This is a genomic window from Achromobacter sp. GbtcB20 (assembly GCF_019091095.1).
Lineage (GTDB): Bacteria > Pseudomonadota > Gammaproteobacteria > Burkholderiales > Burkholderiaceae_B > Achromobacter > Achromobacter mucicolens.
Window position 1 is genome coordinate 290,323 of record NZ_JAGXJZ010000001.1, and the last position, 17,220, is coordinate 307,542.

Genomic DNA, 17,220 nt, shown 5'->3' on the forward strand with positions numbered 1-17,220 from the left:
GCCGACGATCAGTCTTCACGGCGCAGGTGCGGGAAGAGGATGACGTCGCGGATGCTGGGGCTGTCGGTCAGCAGCATGACCAGGCGGTCGATGCCGATGCCGCAGCCGCCCGTCGGGGGCATGCCGTATTCCAGGGCGCGGATGTAGTCCGCGTCGTAGAACATGGCTTCCTCGTCGCCAGCGTCCTTGGCTTCGACCTGCGAGCGGAAGCGCTCGGCCTGGTCTTCGGGGTCGTTCAGCTCGGAGAAGCCGTTGGCGATTTCGCGGCCGGTCATGAAGAGCTCGAAGCGCTCGGTGATGCCTTCGCGGGTATCGGAGGCGCGCGCCAGCGGCGAGACTTCGACCGGGTAGTCGATGATGTAGGTGGGGTTCCAGAGCTTGGCTTCGGCGGTCTCTTCGAAGAGCGCCAGTTGCAGCGCTCCCAGGCCGGCGCGCGACAGCACGGGGCCGTCAGCGTCGGCGCCCAGCTTTTTCAATTCGGCGCGCACGAAGGCCGGATCGTCGAGCTGGGCCTGGGTGTAGCCGTCGGTGTACTTGAGGATGGCTTCGCAGATGGTCAGGCGGTCGAAGGGCTTGGACAGGTCCAGCTCGCGTTCCTGGTAAGTCAGGACGGCGCTGCCGGTGGCCGAGATGGCGGCCTGGCGGATCAGCTCTTCGGTGAAGTCCATGAGCCAGCGGTAGTCCGCGAAGGCTGCGTAGAACTCCATCATCGTGAATTCGGGGTTGTGCCGCGGGCTCACGCCTTCGTTGCGGAAGTTGCGGTTGACTTCAAATACACGTTCAAAGCCGCCGACGATCAGGCGCTTGAGGTAGAGCTCGGGTGCGATGCGCAGGAACATTTCCATGTCCAGCGCGTTGTGGTGCGTGACGAACGGCTTGGCCGCCGCGCCGCCCGGGATCGGGTGCAGCATGGGCGTTTCGACTTCGAGGAAGCCCGCGTTCAGCATGAACTGGCGGATGCTGCCCACGGCCTTGCTGCGCGCTTCAAAGGTGCGGCGCGTGGCGTCGGTCATGATGAGGTCGACATAGCGCTGGCGGTAGCGCAGTTCCTGGTCGGCGACGCCGTGGAACTTGTCCGGCAGGGGGCGCAGCGACTTGGACAAGAGGCGCGCCGAGGCGGCGTGCACCGACAGTTCGCCCTTGTTGGTCTTGAAGACCGACCCTTCGATCGCGATGATGTCGCCGATGTCCCACTGCTTGAACGCGGCGTAGACGTCTTCGCCGAGCGTGCCGCGATCCAGGTAGATCTGGATGCGGCCGGTGCTGTCCTGCAGCGTGGCGAAGCTGGCCTTGCCCATGACGCGCTTGAGCATCATGCGGCCGGCGACCTTGACGTTGACCGCGGCGGCGGCCAGGGCTTCCTGCTCCTGGCCGTCGTACTTGTCATGCAGGGCCGCGGCGCGGGCGTCCGGGACGAAATCGTTGGGGTACGCGACCCCGGCTTCGCGCAGTTTGGCCAGCTTGGCGCGCCTTTCGGCGATCAAGCGGTTTTCATCCTGGGCGGGTGCCGGAGTGGTCGAGTGGTCGGTCATGGTCGGGGGATCAGTCGTAATTGCGGATGTCGTCGATTTCGGTCGTGCCGAAATCTTCGCGATCCAGGTAGGCGAGGATGCGGGAGGCTACGTTGGCGGGCGAGGACAGCTTGCCGGTGGCATGGAAGTCCTGGAACTTGGCCAGCGCGGGGAAGCTTTCGGGGTCGCTTGCGCGGATGGCGGCCTGCATGTCGGTGTCGACGATGCCGGGGGCCAGCGCGACGATGCGGGCGCCGTCGGCGCCTTGTTCCTGCTTGACGACGCGGGCGTGCATGTCGAGCGCGGCCTTGGTGGCGCAGTACACGCCCCAGCCGGCGTTGGGATTGCGGCCCGCGCCGGAGGAGATGTTCAGGATGCGGCGGTCGGCCTTGATGTCAACGACGGCGGCGAGGAACCGAGCCGTGAGCAGCATGACGGCCGTGACGTTCAGGTTGAAGGCGGCGGTGATGGCCGCCCCGTCGGTGAGTTCGTCGGTGCGCGCCACCGGATGCACCGTGCCCGCGTTGTTGATCAGCAGATAGCGTTTGGCGTCGCGCGGCAGCGCGGCGCAGATGCGTTCGGCTGCGGATTCGGCCGCTTTCAGGTCCGAGAGGTCCACGGACAGTTGTTCCAGCTGCACATCCTGCGAGCGCGCGTGGGCGGCGAGCTCGGGGTCTTCGCGGCGCGCCAGGGTAATCAAGCGGGTGCCGGGTTTGACCAGGCCGCGCGCCATGGCGGCGCCGATGCCGCGCGAAGCGCCGGTGAGAATAGCAATGGTGTCGGACATTCGTGGACCTCTGGGTGCGTGAAAGCGGGAAGAATCGCGGAACTTAGACGTTTTGCTTCAGGCTGGCCTGGATGAAGGGATCCAGGTCGCCGTCCAGCACTTTCTGCGTGTTGGAGATTTCGACGTTCGTGCGCAGGTCCTTGATCCGGCTCTGGTCCAGCACGTACGAACGGATCTGGTGGCCCCAGCCCACGTCGGTCTTGGAGTCTTCTAGCTTCTGCTGCTCGGCCATGCGGTTGCGCATTTCCAGTTCGTAGAGCTTGGACTTCAGCATCTGCATGGCTTCGGCGCGGTTGCGGTGCTGCGAACGGTCGTTCTGGCACTGCACGACGATGCCCGTCGGGATGTGCGTCAGGCGCACGGCCGAGTCGGTCTTGTTGATGTGCTGACCACCCGCGCCCGAGGCACGGTAGGTGTCCACGCGCAGGTCGGCGGGGTTCACTTCGACCTCGAAGGAATCGTCGACTTCCGGATACACGAAGACGCTGGCAAACGACGTGTGACGGCCGCCCGAGGAGTCGAAGGGGCTCTTGCGGACCAGGCGGTGCACGCCGGTTTCGGTGCGCAGGTAGCCGAAGGCGTAGTCGCCCTCGATCTTGATCGTGGCCGACTTGATTCCCGCGACTTCGCCGTCGGATTCTTCAAGGATCTCGGCCTTGAAACCCTTGCGTTCGGCGTACTTGAGGTACTGGCGCAGCAGCATCGACGCCCAGTCCTGCGCTTCCGTGCCGCCCGCGCCCGCCTGGATGTCCAGGAAGCAGTTCAGGGGATCGGCCGGGTTGGAGAACATGCGGCGGAATTCCAGGGCTTCGAGCTTTTCCTGGAAGGCGTCGGCGTCCTGTTCGATCGCTTCGAGGGTGTCGCCGTCATCGTCGGCGGCGGCCATTTCGAAGAGTTCCTGGGAATCGGCCACGCCGGCGCCCAGGCTCGTGAGCGTTTCCACCACGTCCTCGAGCGATTTCTTTTCACGGCCCAGATCCTGGGCGTGCTTGGGGTCGTTCCAGACGGCCGGGTCTTCGAGTTCGGCGTTTACGACTTGGAGGCGTTCAGCTTTGGCATCGTAGTCAAAGATACCTCCGTAGAGCCTGTTCGCGCTCCGCGTAGTCGGCGAGGCGGGCTGCGAGCTGGTTCTGACGTTCGGCTTCCATGATGATCCTGTCCTGATGACTTTGTGCGAAACCTGGCATTTTACCGTGGATGGAGCCTGTTCGCGGGCGTGCATCGCGGGCACGGGTGGCGGGTCCTGTTTCCCGGGTTACGCGGGGGCAATTCCAGTTGTTCAGTTTTTTGTCAACCCGACGGCTCTAGCCTTGCCTGATGGCCGCGATGTCCCCGTTTGGGGCGCGGACCGCGACAACGCCGGCCCGCGCCGGCCTATCCCGCCAGAGGAATGGAGACAGTGATGGAAAACACGATGCCCCCCGGGCTCTCGCCGGCGCTCGACGCCAACGAAGAGGACCGGATCTACCGCAAGGTGGGCTGGCGGCTGGTGCCGCTGCTGGTGGTCTGCTACGTGGTGGCGTACCTGGACCGCGTGAACGTGGGATTCGCCAAGCTGCAGATGCTGCAGGAACTGCAATTTAGCGAAACGGTGTATGGGCTGGGCGCCGGTATTTTCTTCATCGGCTACTTCCTCTTCGAGATTCCCAGCAACATCATCCTGCACAAGGTGGGGGCGCGGATCTGGATCGCCCGGATCATGATCACGTGGGGCATCATCTCGGCCTGCATGATGTTCGTGACCAGCGTGCATATGTTCTACCTGCTGCGATTCCTGCTGGGCGCGGCCGAGGCGGGCTTCTTCCCGGGCATCATCCTGTACCTGACCTATTGGTACCCGGCCGCCCGGCGCGGACGCATCACGACGTTCTTCATGACCGCCGTGCCTATGTCCGGCCTCATCGGCGGCCCGATTTCCGGGTGGATCATGGCGACCTTTCACGGCGACCACGGCCTGTCGGGCTGGCAGTGGCTGTTCCTGCTGGAAGGGATTCCGTCGGTGGTGATCGGCGTGCTGGTGCTGATCTATCTGGATGACCGCATCAACAAGGCCAAGTGGCTGACGGCCAATGAAAAGGCCGTGCTGATCCGCAACATTGCGGCCGAGGAACAGCAAAAGGAAGATCCGCCGATCCGCGCCGCGCTGACCAAGCCGCGGGTGTGGGCGATGGCGCTGATCTACTTTTCATTCGTGATGGGGCTGTATGGGGTGGGCTTCTGGATGCCCAGCCTCATCAAGAACACCGGCGTGCAGAGCCCGCTGGCGATCGGTCTGCTGACGGCGGTGCCCAACCTGTTCGCCGTGATCGGCATGATCCTGATTTCGCGCAATTCTGACCGGCAGCGCGAGCGCCGCTGGCACGTGGCGTGGCCGGCGCTGTTTGGCGCGGTGGGGCTGTTCCTGTCGGCGGTGTGGAGCGGCAATACGGTGCTGGCGATTCTGGCGCTGACGGTGGCCAACATCGGTATCTGCACGGTCCTGCCGCTGTTCTGGAGCCTGCCGACAGCGCTGCTCGGCGGCACGGCGGCGGCTGCGGGCATTGCGCTGATCAACTCGGTGGGGAATCTGGCCGGCTTTGTCAGCCCGTATCTGGTGGGCTGGTTGAAGGACATGACCGGCACGACGAACACGGGCCTGTACATGCTGGCCGGCTGCCTGGTGGTGGGTGCATTGGTGGCGCTGGCGCAGCCGGCGAAGCTGGTGAATAAGTAGCGCCGCTGGGAGGCGGTGTCTCATAGGTGTCTGACTCCCTGGGGAGAGGCGCGTCGGCTTGGGCCGGCGGCTCAGAGGGTGTCAGACCTTTTGCGCGGACTGTGCCTGATGGGGTGTCAGACAATGTCGCGCCCTTATCCGGCGTGTTCGATCACCAGTTGCACCGACACCATCCCGTTCCACACGTTTTGTTCCAGACGGTACGCCGCCTGTATGTGTTCCGGCAGCGACTGGTCGTGGCCGAACCAAATGGCGTCAAAGCGCTGGTGGCCACGTTCCAGGGACAGCTTCAGGTGCTTTTCGCCGACCAGCCGCTGGTTGCGCACGGTGAATTCGTCCAGGAACAGGGGGGCGGCAAAGCCCGCACCCCACACCTGCTGTTGCAGCATGCCGGCCACGTCGGCGTTGGCGTAGCCCGTTTCCAGCGAGCCGTCGGTTTCGATGACGGGTTCGAAGGTGTCGCGTCCGGTGAGTTCGCGCACCGCAGCGTCGAAGGCGGGGGCGAAGGCCGGGAAATCAGCCTTGCCCAACGTCAGGCCGGCTGCCATCGCGTGGCCGCCGAACTTGCGGATCAGGTTGGGATGGCGCTTGGACACCAGGTCCAGCGCGTCGCGCAGGTGCACGTCGGGGATCGATCGGCCGGAGCCGCGGATCTCTTCGTCGCCCGCGGGCGCGAAGGCCAGGGTGGGACGCCAGAATTTTTCCTTCAGGCGCGAGGCGACCAGCCCCACGACGCCCTGGTGCCAGCCCGGGTCGAACACGCAGACGGTTGCGCCCGCGGCAGCGTCGGGCGCTTCCATGGCGGCCAGCGCCTGCTCGCGCATCTCGGCTTCGATCGTGCGGCGTTCGCGGTTGATGTTGTCCAATTCACGCGCCATTTCCAGCGCCTGCGCCTCGTCGTCCGTGGTCAGGCAGGCGATGCCCAGGCTCATGTCGGCCAGGCGGCCCGCGGCGTTGATGCGCGGACCCAGCGCGAAACCGAGGTCGAAGCCGTTGGCGCTGCGCGGCTCGCGGCCGGCGACGGCGAAGAGCGCGCGCAGTCCCGGCTGCAGGCGGCCGCTGCGCATGCGCTGCAGGCCTTGCGTGACCAGCAGGCGGTTGTTGGCATCGAGCTTGACCACGTCGGCCACGGTGCCCAGCGCAACCAGGTCGGACAGCGCGTCCAGGCGCGGGCCGCCGTCGGGGGCATACACGCCGCGGCGGCGCAGTTCGGCGCGCAGCGCCAGCATCATGTAGAAGATGACGCCCACCCCGGCCAGATTCTTGGACGGAAAGCCACAGCCCGGCTGGTTGGGATTCACGATCGCCAGCGCCTCGGGCAGGGTGTCGCCCGGCAGGTGGTGATCGGTGATGACGACGCCGATGCCGGCGGCATTGGCGGCGGCCACGCCGTCGACGCTGGCGATACCGTTGTCCACGGTGATGATGATGTCGGGCTTGCCGGCGCGGTGGCGGCAGGCCAGCTCGACCACGGCAGGCGACAAGCCGTAGCCGGTTTCGAACCGGTTGGGCACCAGGAAGTCGACATCCGCGCCCATGGCCGACAGCGCGCGCAGGCCGACCGCGCAGGCGGTGGCGCCGTCGCAATCGTAGTCGGCCACGATCAGCAGCTTCTTGCCCGCCTGGATGGCGTCGGCCAGGACGGCGGCGGCGTGCGCCGAGTGTGTCAGGCCGGCCGGCGGCAGCAGGGACGGCCAGGCGAGGCGGGTCTGGTCGGGATGGGTCACGCCGCGCGCGGCCCACAGGCGGGCCAGCAGCGGATGGATGCCGGAGGATTCGAGGATGTGGCAGGCGGCCAGGTCGGCCGGACGGATCGTTAAGCGGGGTGAGACCACCAGGCGCTCCAGTTCTTCTTGGGCGCGGGCAGCAAGCCGAGCAGGCCCCCGCGCGGTTTCAGGTCAAGGGCGGCCTGGCGGTCATCGCCCAGTAGCAGCAGTTCGATAGGCGTGGCGGGCAGGCCTTTGGCGGCCGCCAGCGGGCGCAGATGGCGCGCGTCCAGGTCAGCCAGCGCGTCGAGCCAGGCGGCCCAGTCGCCGGCGCGTTGCGGCGCGTCCAGTTCCGTCAGCACCTGGGCCGGGCTGGCGGGCGCCGCCGTCCAGGGCGTGCCGCCGCCATACAGCCACAGGGCGTTCACGGGCGGCAGGCCGCGCGCGGCCCGGTCATCGTTGACGGGGTGTTCGTGCCACGCCATCTGGATCTCATTGAGCAGGCGCCGCCACGGACGCGCTTCTGCATCCTGGCGCCACCAGTCATTCAGGCGCTTTCCCGCCACTGCTGCCGGGCTGGCCGTCTGGGGGCGCAGGTCCGCCGGCAGGCGCAGCCGCCACCGCTGGGGCGAAAGCGGCTCGACCGAGAAGCCGGTGCCGTCAAAGAGGGGGCGGGCGGTCTCCAGCAGGGCGGCCGTTTCGGATTCCGTCAGGTCCATCAAGGCGGGATCCAGCAACGAGGCCTGGTCCGCGCCCAGGGCAAGATGAACCAGCTCGCAGAGCCAGACGGGCTCTTGCGGCGAGGCACTGGACTGTTCTGCGGCCAGCAGCGGGCCGAGGCCCGCGCTTTGCAGCAGGCCGGGCTCGGCGGCGTACCCCGAGCGTGCAAGTTGCCAGGATTCGAAGGCCGTGCAGCCGTGGGCGCGCAGGTCGTAAGCCTGCAGACGGGCGGCCGCGGCCTGCAGCCAGCCGTGCAGGGTGGGCGCGCGCTCGGGCAGGAGCTTGGCCAGTTCGGCGGCGACGGGAAGGGAGGGCAACGCGCCCGGAATGACGATCAGCATGGGCGCGATTGTAGTCCGCGGCGGCATGGGGAACTTAGCGCCTTCCGGAACTGCCATACGTTGTCACGGCTGGTCTAGGATCCGCACATCCGCGCGGCGATTTGCGGACGGTTAATGCAATAATGCGCACGTGCTGAAAATACCCTACGAACTCTGGATCGGCGCCCGCTATGCGGGTCTTGCCCGTATCCGCCAGCGACGCGGCCGCCGCGATCGCTTCATCTCCTTCATCGCCGCCAGCTCCATGGCGGGCATCGCGCTGGGCGTCGCCGCCCTGATCGTGGTGCTGTCCGTGATGAACGGCTTTCAGAAAGAAGTGCGCGATCGCATGCTGTCGGTGCTGCCGCACATCGAACTCTACCTTCCCGGCGCGTCGCCCGAACGGGTGCTGGAGCAGTGGCAACAGTTTGCCACCGCCGCCGAGCGCAACCCCGAGGTCAAGGCGGGCGCGCCCTTCGTCGCGGCGCAGGGCATGCTGGTCAGGGGCCAGGCGCTGCGCGGCGTTCAGGTGCGCGGCATCGATCCGGCCACCGAGGGCAATGTGTCGGACCTGCCCCGGCAAATGGTGTCGGGCAAGCTGACCGACCTGAAACCCGGCGGCTTCGGCGTGGTGCTGGGCAATGAACTGGCCGACGGCATGGGCGTCAAGGTGGGCGACACGCTGCTGATGATGGCGCCCCAGGGCTCGATCAGCCCGGCCGGTTTCGCGCCGCGCATGCGTCAGTTCACCGTGGTGGGCGTGTTCTCGTCCGGCCACTATGAATACGATTCCTCGCTGGCATTCGTCGACAACGAAGACGCCGCCCGCGTTTTCCGCGAAAGCGGCACCGCCGGCGTGCGCCTGCGCATCGCCGACATGCAGAAGGCGCCCGAGGTGGCGGCCGAGCTGCGCAACGTCCTGCCGCCCTATGTCATGGCCAGCGACTGGTCGCGCAACAACCGCACCTGGTTTGCCGCGGTCCAGACCGAAAAGCGGATGATGTTCCTGATCCTGGCGCTGATCGTGGCCGTGGCCGCGTTCAACCTGCTGTCCTCGCTGGTCATGGCCGTCAAGGACAAGCAATCGGACATCGCCATCCTGCGCACGCTGGGCGCGGGGCCGGGCGAAGTGGCCCGCATCTTCCTGGTGCAAGGCGCGCTGATCGGCGTGATCGGCACCTTGCTGGGCGTGGCCGGCGGCATTGCCATCGCCTACAACGTCGATGTGATCGTGCCGTTCATCGAGCGCATGCTGGGCGTGCATTTCCTGCCGCGCGAGATCTATTTCATCAGCGCGCTGCCGTCCGATCCCCAGGTGGGTGACATCGTCACCATCGGCGTGACCTCGCTGGTGCTGTCCCTGCTGGCGACCTTGTATCCGAGCTGGCGCGCCTCGCGCCTGCAACCCGCACAGGTGCTGCGCCATGATTGATTCCCCGACGCACACGCCCCAGGCCGGCGCCACCCCGGCACTGCAGGCCGAGAATATCGTCAAGGTCTACGACGAAGGCCCCGCCCGCATCGAAGTGCTCAGCAACGTCAGCCTGTCCGTCGCGCGCGGCGAGATGGTCGCCATCGTGGGTGCCTCGGGATCCGGCAAGAGCACCTTGCTGCATATCCTTGGACTGCTCGACGTGCCCACCAGCGGTTCGATCACCGTTGATGGCCAGTTGGGCATCGGGCTGTCCGAATCGCGGAAAAGCGCGGTGCGCAACCGCAGCCTGGGCTTTGTCTACCAATTCCACCATCTGCTGGCGGAGTTTTCCGCGCTGGACAACGTGGCGATGCCGCTGATCGTGCGCCGCGAGAACCGCGACAAGGCGCGCGAGGCCGCGCGCGAAGTCCTGGGCCTGGTGGGGCTGTCGGCCCGTGAAGGCCACTTTCCGGGGCAGTTGTCGGGCGGCGAACGCCAGCGCGTGGCGCTGGCGCGTGCCCTGGTGACGCGACCGGTGTGCGTCCTGGCCGACGAGCCCACGGGCAACCTGGACCGCCACACCGCCCACAACATGTTCGAATTGCTGACCCGGGTGAACCAGGAGTCGGGCACGGCATTTGCGATCGTGACGCACGATCCCGAACTTGCCGCCCGCGCCGACCGTCAGTTGCTGATGGAAAACGGCCGCCTGGTGTCCGGCTAGCCCGGTCCGCAGCGAAAGCCGCCGGTCGCTGGTCCGCACGGCGGCCGCGGGCGGATAATCCGCATTCGGAGGACACGCCCATGCTCATCGACACCCATTGCCACCTGGACGCCGCTGAATTCGATGCCGACCGCACCGAGGTCGCGGACCACGCCGCCCGCGCCGACGTCCAGGCCATCGTGATTCCGGCCATCGAACGGGCCAACTTCGCCATCGTGCGTGACCTGGCCGCCAGCATCGCCGGCGGCGCCTATGCGCTGGGCATTCATCCCTTGTACGTCCAACGCGCTGACGATGCCGATCTGGACGCGTTGCGCGAAGCGATCAAGGCATCGCTTGGCGATCCGCGCTTTGTCGCCATTGGCGAAATCGGACTGGATTTCTTCGTGCCGGAAATTTCGTCCGGCGAGCCGCGCGAGCGCCAGGAGCGCTTCTACGCCGCGCAGCTGGGCATGGCCGTCGAATTTGGCCTGCCGGTGCTGCTGCACGTGCGCAAATCCCAGGACATCCTGCTGAAATACCTGCGCCGCCATCCGCGCATCGGCGGCATTGCGCACGCGTTCAATGGCAGCGCCCAGCAGGCGCAGGCCTTCATCGATCATGGATTTGCCCTGGGAATGGGCGGCGCGATGACGTTCGAGCGCGCGCTGCAGATTCGCCGGCACGCGGTGGACGTCGGGCTGGAGCATCTGGTGCTTGAGACCGACGCGCCCGACATTCCGCCCGCCTGGCTGCACGAGCCAAACCGCCGCAATCGTCCCGGCGAACTGGCACGTATTGCCGAGGTGCTGGCGGACCTGCGCGGCATCACGCCGGGGCAGGTGGCGCACGTGACGACCGCAAATGCCATGCGGGTGTTGCCCAGGCTGCCCGCAGCCATCCTGGCCGACGCGGACTGACCGCCACGTCCTCGACCCGGGCGCCGTGCCCGTCGTCTTACGCTGGCGTTGTCAGCAGCGGCAGGTCCATGCGCACGCTCAGGCCCTGCGGCGCCACGTTACGGGCCGATATCGTTCCCTTGTGCGCGGCGATCGCGGCTTGCGCAATCGATAGACCCAGCCCCGCGCCGCCGCCTGGCGTGTGGGCGGCGGCGGCCGATCCCGCGCGATAGAAAGGCTCGAACAACGACGCGAGTTCCTGCGTGGCGACGCCCGGACCGCGGTCTTCGATTTCAAGGCTGGCCTCGGTGGCGCTGGTCAGCAAGCATACGCGGATGACGCTTTCGGCGGGCGCGAAGCGCAGGGCGTTGCGCAGCACGTTCTCGATCGCGCTGGCCAGGCTGGCGCGGTCGCCGGCGATCAGGATGGGCGCCGGTGTTTCCCAATCGATGCGCAGGCGCCGGCCCGCCGCCTCGTAGCGCGCGTCGTCCACCACGCCCGATACGACTTCCGACAGATCCAGCGGTTCGGTGGGCACGGGCAGCGCGCCCACGCGGGCAAGCCGCAACGTGTTGCCCACCAGCGCGTCCAGGCGTTCGCATTCGCGTTCGATGCGGTCCAGCTGCAGATCGCGCCGCTCGTCGTTGCGCCGCGCCAGTTCCGAGGCCAGGCGCAGGCGCGCAAGCGGCGAACGGAGTTCGTGCGCGACGTTGTGCAGGAGCTGCTCGCGCGTATCGACCAGCGCCTTCAGGCGCACGGCCATCGCGTCGAAGTCGCGCGCCAAGAGGCCGAGTTCGTCCTTGCGCGTGGCGAGCTTGGCCGGGGTGTGCGTGTCCAGGCGTCCCGCGGCCAGGGCATGCGTGGCCTGGCGCAGTTGCGCGAGCGGTGCGGTGATGTGGCGGGTCAGCGCCCAGCAAAAGGGCGCAGTGACCGCCAGCGCGAACAGCAGCAGCGCGAGCGCGACGGGCGACAACGCCAGCACCTCCCAGCGCGACGAGTCAAAGGGCAGGAACAGCATCAGCATTTCCGAGCCGTCCGGCAGCAGCAGCGTCTGGGGATCCCACCAGGAGACGCGCTCGCCTGCGGGATCGGCCGGCGCGTAGTCGGACTGCGTGGCCCGCTCGGGTCCCGCGCGGTACGCGACCAGCCAATCATGCAGGCGCGTGGGCAGGCGCCTGCCCAGGATGTCCCGGTCCTCTGCATCCATGATGTAGATCTTCAGCGCCGAGTAGTTGTCGTCCATGGCGCGGACCCAGCGCGCCAGGCCTCCTTCGCCCTGCGTGCGCGCCACCTGGGCGGCGTCACGCGTGAGGTTGCCCGGGTTCAGGCCATCCAGCGAATTGAAGCGGTACCAGGCCACGCTGGCGGTCAGCACCATGCCGCAGACCAGGATGACCGCCATGGCGCCCCAGAACGTCAGGAATGCGCGCCAGAAGAGCGAGCGGGCGGGCAGCAGCGTCATCACGCGGCGCCCGCCAGCACGTAGCCCAGCCCGCGCAGATTCCGGATGGACAGCATGTCTGCGTGTTGATCCAGGCGCAGCTTCTTGCGCAGGCTGCTGATGTGCGTGTCGATGCTGCGGTCGTACCGGTCTGGGGCGCGGCCCAGCGCATACAGGCCGATCTGGTCGCGCGCGATCACCTGGCCGGGCGCGCGCATGAGGATTTCCAGAATGCGCTGTTCGGCGCCGGTCAGCATGACCTCGTCCTCGCCCAGGCGCGCGCGGCCCGTCGCCGGATCCAGCGAGAGCGCGCCCAGGCTGAGGGACGGGCTGACGGGGGCGGGGGCGTGCTCGAAGCGGCGCAGCACGGCCGTGATGCGGGCCTTCAGTTCGCGTGGGCTGAACGGCTTGGCCAGGTAATCGTCGGCGCCGAATTCCAGCCCCAATACGCGGTCGGTCTCGCCGCCGTGCGCCGTGAACATGATGACGGGGCGGCGTGAGCGCTGGCGGTAGTGCTTGAGCAGGTCCAGACCGTTGCCGTCGGGCAGCATGAGGTCCAGCAGCACGAGGTCAAAGTCGTCCTGCGCCAGCAGGGTCTGGCCTTGCGAGCGGGTGTGCGCCAGCGTGAGCTGGCACTGATTCGGTTCCAGGTATTCGCGCAGCATCTGCGCCAGCTCGACGTCGTCGTCGATGAGCAGGATGCGGCGCGCCACCGCTGAATGATTCAAGAGCATGCGTGTTGGGCGTCGTGCATCCGGCAGTTTGGCCGAAGGGGGCACGGCGCAGTGTCAAGAAGTGCAAAGAAGATAAAAGTTGCGGAAAGCGTGTTGCCGCGTGCTGCAAGCCCCAATTCTAATATGAGAATGGTTTTCATTAATAAGTGGGAGCCGGCGTAACGCCGCGCGTGGGGCGCGGTGCAAACCGGGGACGGGAGAAGTTGGAATCATGAGCAGGAAAGAAGTGGCCACGGGCCAGCGCATCGCCGCGTCGCGCACGCAACTGGCCGCCGCCTTGTGCGCCGCGGGTTTCGGCATTGCGCCGCAAGCGGTCTGGGCCCAGGCCGCGGACGCCACGACGACGATGGACACGGTGGTCGTGACGGCCAGCGGTTTTGAGCAGCGCATCCAGGATGCGCCCGCCTCGATCAGCGTGATCACGCGCGAAGACCTGGACAAGAAGTTCTACCGCGACCTGAACGACGCGCTGGTCGAAGTGCCCGGCGTCATCGTCACGGGCGGCGGCGACCGCCAGGACATCAGCCTGCGCGGCATGGGACCGAAGTACACGCTGATCCTGATCGACGGCAAGCGTCAGAACTCGCGCGAAACCCGCACCAACTCGGATTCGACGGGCGTCGAAGGCGGCTGGACGCCGCCGCTGTCGGCCATCGAGCGCATTGAAGTCGTGCGCGGGCCGATGTCGTCGCTGTACGGCTCGGACGCGATGGGCGGGGTGATCAACATCATCACGCGCAAGGTGCCTGAAGAATGGCATGGCGAAATCCGCATGGATACAACCATCCAGGAAAGCAGCAATTCGGGCGACATTTACCAGGGCAATTTCTACCTGGCCGGCCCGATCAAGAACGACCTGCTGGGCCTGCAGATCTACGGCCAGGCCACGCAGCGCGACGAAGACGACATCTACAACGGCTTTCGCAAGCGCAATGCCGAAAGCGTGACCGCCAAGCTGGCGCTCACGCCCAACCGCGATCACGACATCGTGCTGGAAGCGACCACGATGCGCCAGAAGTTCCAGGACACCCTGGGCAAGACGGTCGAGCCGCTGCCGCCCGGCACGGCGTGCCCGCGCACGGGCTGCCCGGCGTCCTCGGAGACCGATTACCGCAGCAGCAAGTGGGCGTTGTCGCATACCGGCCGCTGGGGCTGGGGCGTGTCCGACAGCTACGTGCAGCAGGAAGCGTTCGACAACCGTTCGCGCCAGATGAAGATCAAGAACCTGGATCTGCAGACCAGTTGGTCGCTGCCGCTGGGTTCGCACATGCTGACGCTGGGCGGCAGTTACCTGAACCAGCGCCTGAACGATCAGACGGGCAACCAGCTTGCTGGCGGCCCGAGCAAGGTCGAACGGTATCAATGGGCATTGTTCGCCGAAGACGAATGGCGCCTGACCGAAAGCTTTGCCGTCACGACCGGCCTGCGCATGGACGAGGACGAGAATTTCGGCAACCACTTCAGCCCGCGCCTGTACGGCGTGTGGCACATGGCCGAACGCTGGACCCTGAAGGGCGGCGTGTCCACGGGCTTTCGCGCGCCCGACCTGCGCCAGACCGTGGCCGGCTGGGGCCAGACCAGCCGCGGCGGCAATATGTACGGCAACCCGGACCTGACGCCCGAAAAGTCGGTGACGCAGGAAATCGGCCTGCTGTATGACGACGGCCAAGGCGCGAGCGCCGGCGTCACGCTGTTCAACAACGACTTCAAGGACAAGATCACCCGCGTGGCTTGCCCCTTGACGCAGTGCACGGACGGGCCCAACCAATTCGGCTCGGATCCCACCACGTACATGAACGTGGACAAGGCCGTGTCGCGCGGCGTGGAAGCCAGCCTGAAACTGCCGCTGGCGGCCGACTGGTCGATGACCAGCAGCTACACCTTCACGAAGTCGGAGCAGAAATCCGGCCAATACAAGGGCGAGCCGCTGAACCAGTTGCCCAAGCATCTGTTCACGACCACGGTCAATTGGCAGCCGTCCGACGCGCTGCAGGCGTGGGCCCGCGTGAACTTCCGCGGCCGCGAAAGCCAGCCGACCACAGGCCCGTCCTCGGACGCGCTGGTGGCCCCGTCCTACACCTTCGTGGACCTGGGCGGTTCGTACGCCGTCAACAAGACCGTGTCGGTGTACGCCGGCATCTACAACCTGTTCGACAAACAGGTCGCCTACGACGACTTCGGCTATGTCGAAGACGGCCGCCGCTACTGGCTGGGCGTGGGCGTGAAGTTCTGAGTTTGACGGGGCGCGAGAGCGCCCCATTACAGAGAGGTTTGCATGAACAATGGAAAACAGGCGGGCGCCGCCCGCCGCTGGGCAACGCGTACCGGCATGGCCTTGGCGCTGAGCGCGGCGGCAGCGGTTTGCGCCGCGCAGTCCACCACGCCGGTCAAGCACGCGCGTGGCGAGACGGCGGTGCCGTCGAACCCAACCAAGGCCATCGTGCTGGATCTGGCCGTGCTCGATACCCTGCACACGCTGGGCGTGGACCCCGTGGGCGTGCCCAGCGCCGCCAAGCTGCCGCCGCACCTGAGCCAGTTTGCGGACAAGCGTTACCTCAAGGCGGGCACGATGTTCGAGCCCAACTACGAGGTCATCCACGCCGCCGCGCCGCAGGTCATCTTCGTGGCGGGCCGCTCGGCGCCCAAGTACGACGAGCTCTCCAGGATTGCGCCCACGGTCGACCTGACGGTTGACGCCAAGGATCTGGTCGGCAGCGTCAAGCGCAATACCGAAACGCTGGCCGCGCTGTACGGCAAACAAGACGAGGCGAAGACAAAGCTGGCGGCGCTGGACGCGTCCATTGCATCGCTGAAGGGCAAGGCGGCCAACGCCGGCACGGCGCTCATCGTGCTGACCACCGGCGGCAAGATGAGCGCCTACGGCCCGGGCTCGCGGTTTGGCGTGATCCACGACGCGTTCGGCGTCAAGCCCGCCGCGTCGGGCCTGAACGTGTCGAACCACGGCCAGGCGATCTCGTTCGAGTTCATCGCCCAGACCGATCCGGACTGGCTGTTCGTCATCGACCGCGACGCCGCCATCGGCCGCGAGGGCGTGTCGGCCGAGCGCATGCTGGACAACGAACTGGTGCGTCCGACCAAAGCCTGGAAGAACCAGCGCGTGGTGTACCTGAACGGCTTTAACTGGTACCTGCTGGGCAGCGCGGGCCTGACCGCGATGCAGCAGAACGTGGACCAGATCGCGGCGGCGTTGGCGCAGGGAAAGTAAACAGCATGCAAGACGGGAAGGGCGGCTGGTGAACTGGCGGCGCGCAATCGGCGGGTGGGGCGGCCTGGCCGCCGTAATGGTGGTATTGCTGCTGTTGTGCGTGGCCAGCGTCAGCGTGGGCGCGGGCCAGATGCCATGGACCGCGCTGTGGGGCGGCGGCGAGGCGGGCGAGCGCGCGTGGCGCCTGCTGATGGTCAGCCGCATACCGCGCACGCTTGCGCTGCTGCTGGCGGGCGTGGCGCTGGCCGTGGCCGGCCTTATCATGCAAATGCTCGTGCGCAACCGCTTCGTCGAGCCCTCGACGGCCGGCACCGTCGAGTCCGCCACCCTCGGCATTCTGGCCATCACGCTGCTGGCGCCCGATACGCCCGTCATCGGCAAGATGCTGACGGCCACGGGCTTCGCGCTGGCGGGCACCTTGTTGTTCTTGGCCCTCTTGCGACGCGTGCCGCTACGCACGCCGTTCATCGTGCCGCTGATCGGGCTGATCCTGGGCGGCGTGATCCAGGCGGTCACAACCTTCGTGGCGTACCGCTTCGATCTGCTGCAATCCCTGCATGCGTGGACGACCGGCGACTTCTCCGGCGTGCTGCGCGGCCGCTACGAACTGTTGTGGATCGGCTTTGCGCTGGCCTGCGCGGCCTATGCCGCCGCCGACCGCTACACGGTTGCGGGAATGGGCCGCGAGTTCGCGTCCAACCTGGGACTGAATCATGCACGGCTGACGCTGGTGGGCCTGTTGATCGTTTCCGCCATTTCAGCGGTGGTGGTCGTGACGGCCGGCAGCATCCCGTTCCTGGGCCTCATCGTGCCCAATGCCGTCAGTCTGGTGCTGGGCGACAACATGCGCCGCGCCATTCCGTGGGTGGCGCTGCTGGGCGGCGTGTTCGTGCTGGCCTGCGACATCATTGGCCGCCTGGTCATCCATCCCTACGAAATCCCGATCGGGACGGTGGTGGGCGTGCTGGGCAGCATTTTGTTCTTGTGGCTGCTGCGCACGCGGAGGAACCGCGTTGGCTGATATCTCGATACCGCCTTTTGCCGCG

At 66.9% G+C, this 17,220-nt stretch carries 14 protein-coding genes; 7 read left to right on the top strand and 7 right to left on the bottom strand.

Going from position 1 to position 17,220, the window contains the following annotated elements; all coding sequences use genetic code 11:
* Nucleotides 1–8: 8 nt before the first annotated feature.
* The 3 genes from lysS to prfB all read right to left on the bottom strand — a co-directional run bounded on the left by lysS (nt 9) and on the right by prfB (nt 3,446).
* Entirely contained in the window at nt 9–1,532 is a 1,524-nt protein-coding gene (lysS, locus tag KVT32_RS01365) for a lysine--tRNA ligase (protein WP_056318923.1), read from the bottom strand.
* 10 nt (nt 1,533–1,542) lie between these two features.
* Entirely contained in the window at nt 1,543–2,298 is a 756-nt protein-coding gene (locus KVT32_RS01370) for an SDR family oxidoreductase (RefSeq protein ID WP_175155758.1), read from the bottom strand.
* Nucleotides 2,299–2,341: 43 nt separating this feature from the next.
* Nucleotides 2,342–3,446 (bottom strand): peptide chain release factor 2 gene (gene prfB / locus KVT32_RS01375; protein ID WP_108696343.1). Its coding sequence is split into 2 segments (ribosomal slippage): nt 2,342–3,364 and nt 3,366–3,446, totalling 1,104 coding nucleotides; the frame shifts between segments, so codons are not numbered across the junction.
* A 254-nt stretch (nt 3,447–3,700) separates the two neighbouring features.
* Between prfB and KVT32_RS01380 the strand changes: the two genes are divergently transcribed.
* Nucleotides 3,701–5,011, top strand: coding sequence for an MFS transporter (locus tag KVT32_RS01380; RefSeq protein WP_371825558.1), 1,311 nt, complete (start codon nt 3,701–3,703; stop codon nt 5,009–5,011).
* 134 nt (nt 5,012–5,145) lie between these two features.
* Here KVT32_RS01380 and recJ read toward each other — a convergent pair whose 3' ends face one another.
* Both recJ and KVT32_RS01390 read right to left on the bottom strand, forming a co-directional pair.
* Entirely contained in the window at nt 5,146–6,846 is a 1,701-nt protein-coding gene (gene recJ / locus KVT32_RS01385) for a single-stranded-DNA-specific exonuclease RecJ (RefSeq protein WP_217617540.1), read from the bottom strand.
* Nucleotides 6,828–7,778 carry a hypothetical protein gene (locus tag KVT32_RS01390; protein WP_217617541.1) on the bottom strand — a complete coding sequence of 317 codons (951 nt, stop codon included), beginning with the start codon at nt 7,776–7,778 and terminating at the stop codon, nt 6,828–6,830. The genes recJ and KVT32_RS01390 overlap by 19 nt, the downstream gene beginning before the upstream one ends.
* Before the next feature lie 130 nt (nt 7,779–7,908).
* On the opposite strand from KVT32_RS01390, the gene KVT32_RS01395 reads away from it, so the two are divergent.
* The 3 genes from KVT32_RS01395 (at nt 7,909) to KVT32_RS01405 (ending at nt 10,794) form a co-directional block, all read left to right on the top strand.
* Complete coding sequence (locus KVT32_RS01395) at nt 7,909–9,189, top strand: lipoprotein-releasing ABC transporter permease subunit (RefSeq protein ID WP_056318935.1); 1,281 nt, start codon at nt 7,909–7,911, stop codon at nt 9,187–9,189.
* Nucleotides 9,182–9,895, top strand: a complete 714-nt coding sequence (locus tag KVT32_RS01400; RefSeq protein ID WP_056318936.1) for an ABC transporter ATP-binding protein — start codon at nt 9,182–9,184, stop codon at nt 9,893–9,895. Before KVT32_RS01395 ends, KVT32_RS01400 begins: the two co-directional genes overlap by 8 nt.
* Before the next feature lie 80 nt (nt 9,896–9,975).
* Nucleotides 9,976–10,794 carry a TatD family hydrolase gene (locus tag KVT32_RS01405; protein WP_217617542.1) on the top strand — a complete coding sequence of 273 codons (819 nt, stop codon included), beginning with the start codon at nt 9,976–9,978 and terminating at the stop codon, nt 10,792–10,794.
* 37 nt (nt 10,795–10,831) lie between these two features.
* Here KVT32_RS01405 and KVT32_RS01410 read toward each other — a convergent pair whose 3' ends face one another.
* Together KVT32_RS01410 and KVT32_RS01415 are read right to left on the bottom strand one after the other, a co-directional pair.
* Entirely contained in the window at nt 10,832–12,235 is a 1,404-nt protein-coding gene (locus KVT32_RS01410; RefSeq protein WP_217617543.1) for an ATP-binding protein, read from the bottom strand.
* Nucleotides 12,235–12,948, bottom strand: coding sequence for a response regulator transcription factor (locus KVT32_RS01415; protein WP_152384742.1), 714 nt, complete (start codon nt 12,946–12,948; stop codon nt 12,235–12,237). Before KVT32_RS01415 ends, KVT32_RS01410 begins: the two co-directional genes overlap by 1 nt.
* A 211-nt stretch (nt 12,949–13,159) precedes the next feature.
* Between KVT32_RS01415 and KVT32_RS01420 the strand changes: the two genes are divergently transcribed.
* The 3 genes from KVT32_RS01420 to KVT32_RS01430 all read left to right on the top strand — a co-directional run bounded on the left by KVT32_RS01420 (nt 13,160) and on the right by KVT32_RS01430 (nt 17,195).
* Nucleotides 13,160–15,181, top strand: coding sequence for a ligand-gated channel protein (locus tag KVT32_RS01420; RefSeq protein ID WP_217617544.1), 2,022 nt, complete (start codon nt 13,160–13,162; stop codon nt 15,179–15,181).
* Between the two features lie 42 nt (nt 15,182–15,223).
* Nucleotides 15,224–16,174 carry a siderophore ABC transporter substrate-binding protein gene (locus KVT32_RS01425; RefSeq protein WP_217617545.1) on the top strand — a complete coding sequence of 317 codons (951 nt, stop codon included), beginning with the start codon at nt 15,224–15,226 and terminating at the stop codon, nt 16,172–16,174.
* 76 nt (nt 16,175–16,250) lie between these two features.
* The gene (locus KVT32_RS01430) at nt 16,251–17,195 is read left to right on the top strand and encodes an ABC transporter permease (protein WP_217617667.1); all 945 of its coding nucleotides are present in this window, start codon (nt 16,251–16,253) and stop codon (nt 17,193–17,195) included.
* Nucleotides 17,196–17,220: the final 25 nt, after the last annotated feature.

Bases quoted from the DNA above. Each gene is read 5' to 3' on its own strand.
- KVT32_RS01410 (WP_217617543.1), bottom strand. From the start codon at position 12,235: ATGACGCTGCTGCCCGCCCGCTCGCTCTTCTGGCGCGCATTCCTGACG.
- KVT32_RS01370 (WP_175155758.1), bottom strand. From the start codon at position 2,298: ATGTCCGACACCATTGCTATTCTCACCGGCGCTTCGCGCGGCATCGGC.
- KVT32_RS01380 (WP_371825558.1), top strand. From the start codon at position 3,701: ATGGAAAACACGATGCCCCCCGGGCTCTCGCCGGCGCTCGACGCCAAC.
- KVT32_RS01430 (WP_217617667.1), top strand. From the start codon at position 16,251: ATGGTGGTATTGCTGCTGTTGTGCGTGGCCAGCGTCAGCGTGGGCGCG.
- KVT32_RS01405 (WP_217617542.1), top strand. From the start codon at position 9,976: ATGCTCATCGACACCCATTGCCACCTGGACGCCGCTGAATTCGATGCC.
- KVT32_RS01425 (WP_217617545.1), top strand. From the start codon at position 15,224: ATGAACAATGGAAAACAGGCGGGCGCCGCCCGCCGCTGGGCAACGCGT.
- lysS (WP_056318923.1), bottom strand. From the start codon at position 1,532: ATGACCGACCACTCGACCACTCCGGCACCCGCCCAGGATGAAAACCGC.
- KVT32_RS01390 (WP_217617541.1), bottom strand. From the start codon at position 7,778: ATGCTGATCGTCATTCCGGGCGCGTTGCCCTCCCTTCCCGTCGCCGCC.
- KVT32_RS01400 (WP_056318936.1), top strand. From the start codon at position 9,182: ATGATTGATTCCCCGACGCACACGCCCCAGGCCGGCGCCACCCCGGCA.
- KVT32_RS01415 (WP_152384742.1), bottom strand. From the start codon at position 12,948: ATGCTCTTGAATCATTCAGCGGTGGCGCGCCGCATCCTGCTCATCGAC.
- KVT32_RS01420 (WP_217617544.1), top strand. From the start codon at position 13,160: ATGAGCAGGAAAGAAGTGGCCACGGGCCAGCGCATCGCCGCGTCGCGC.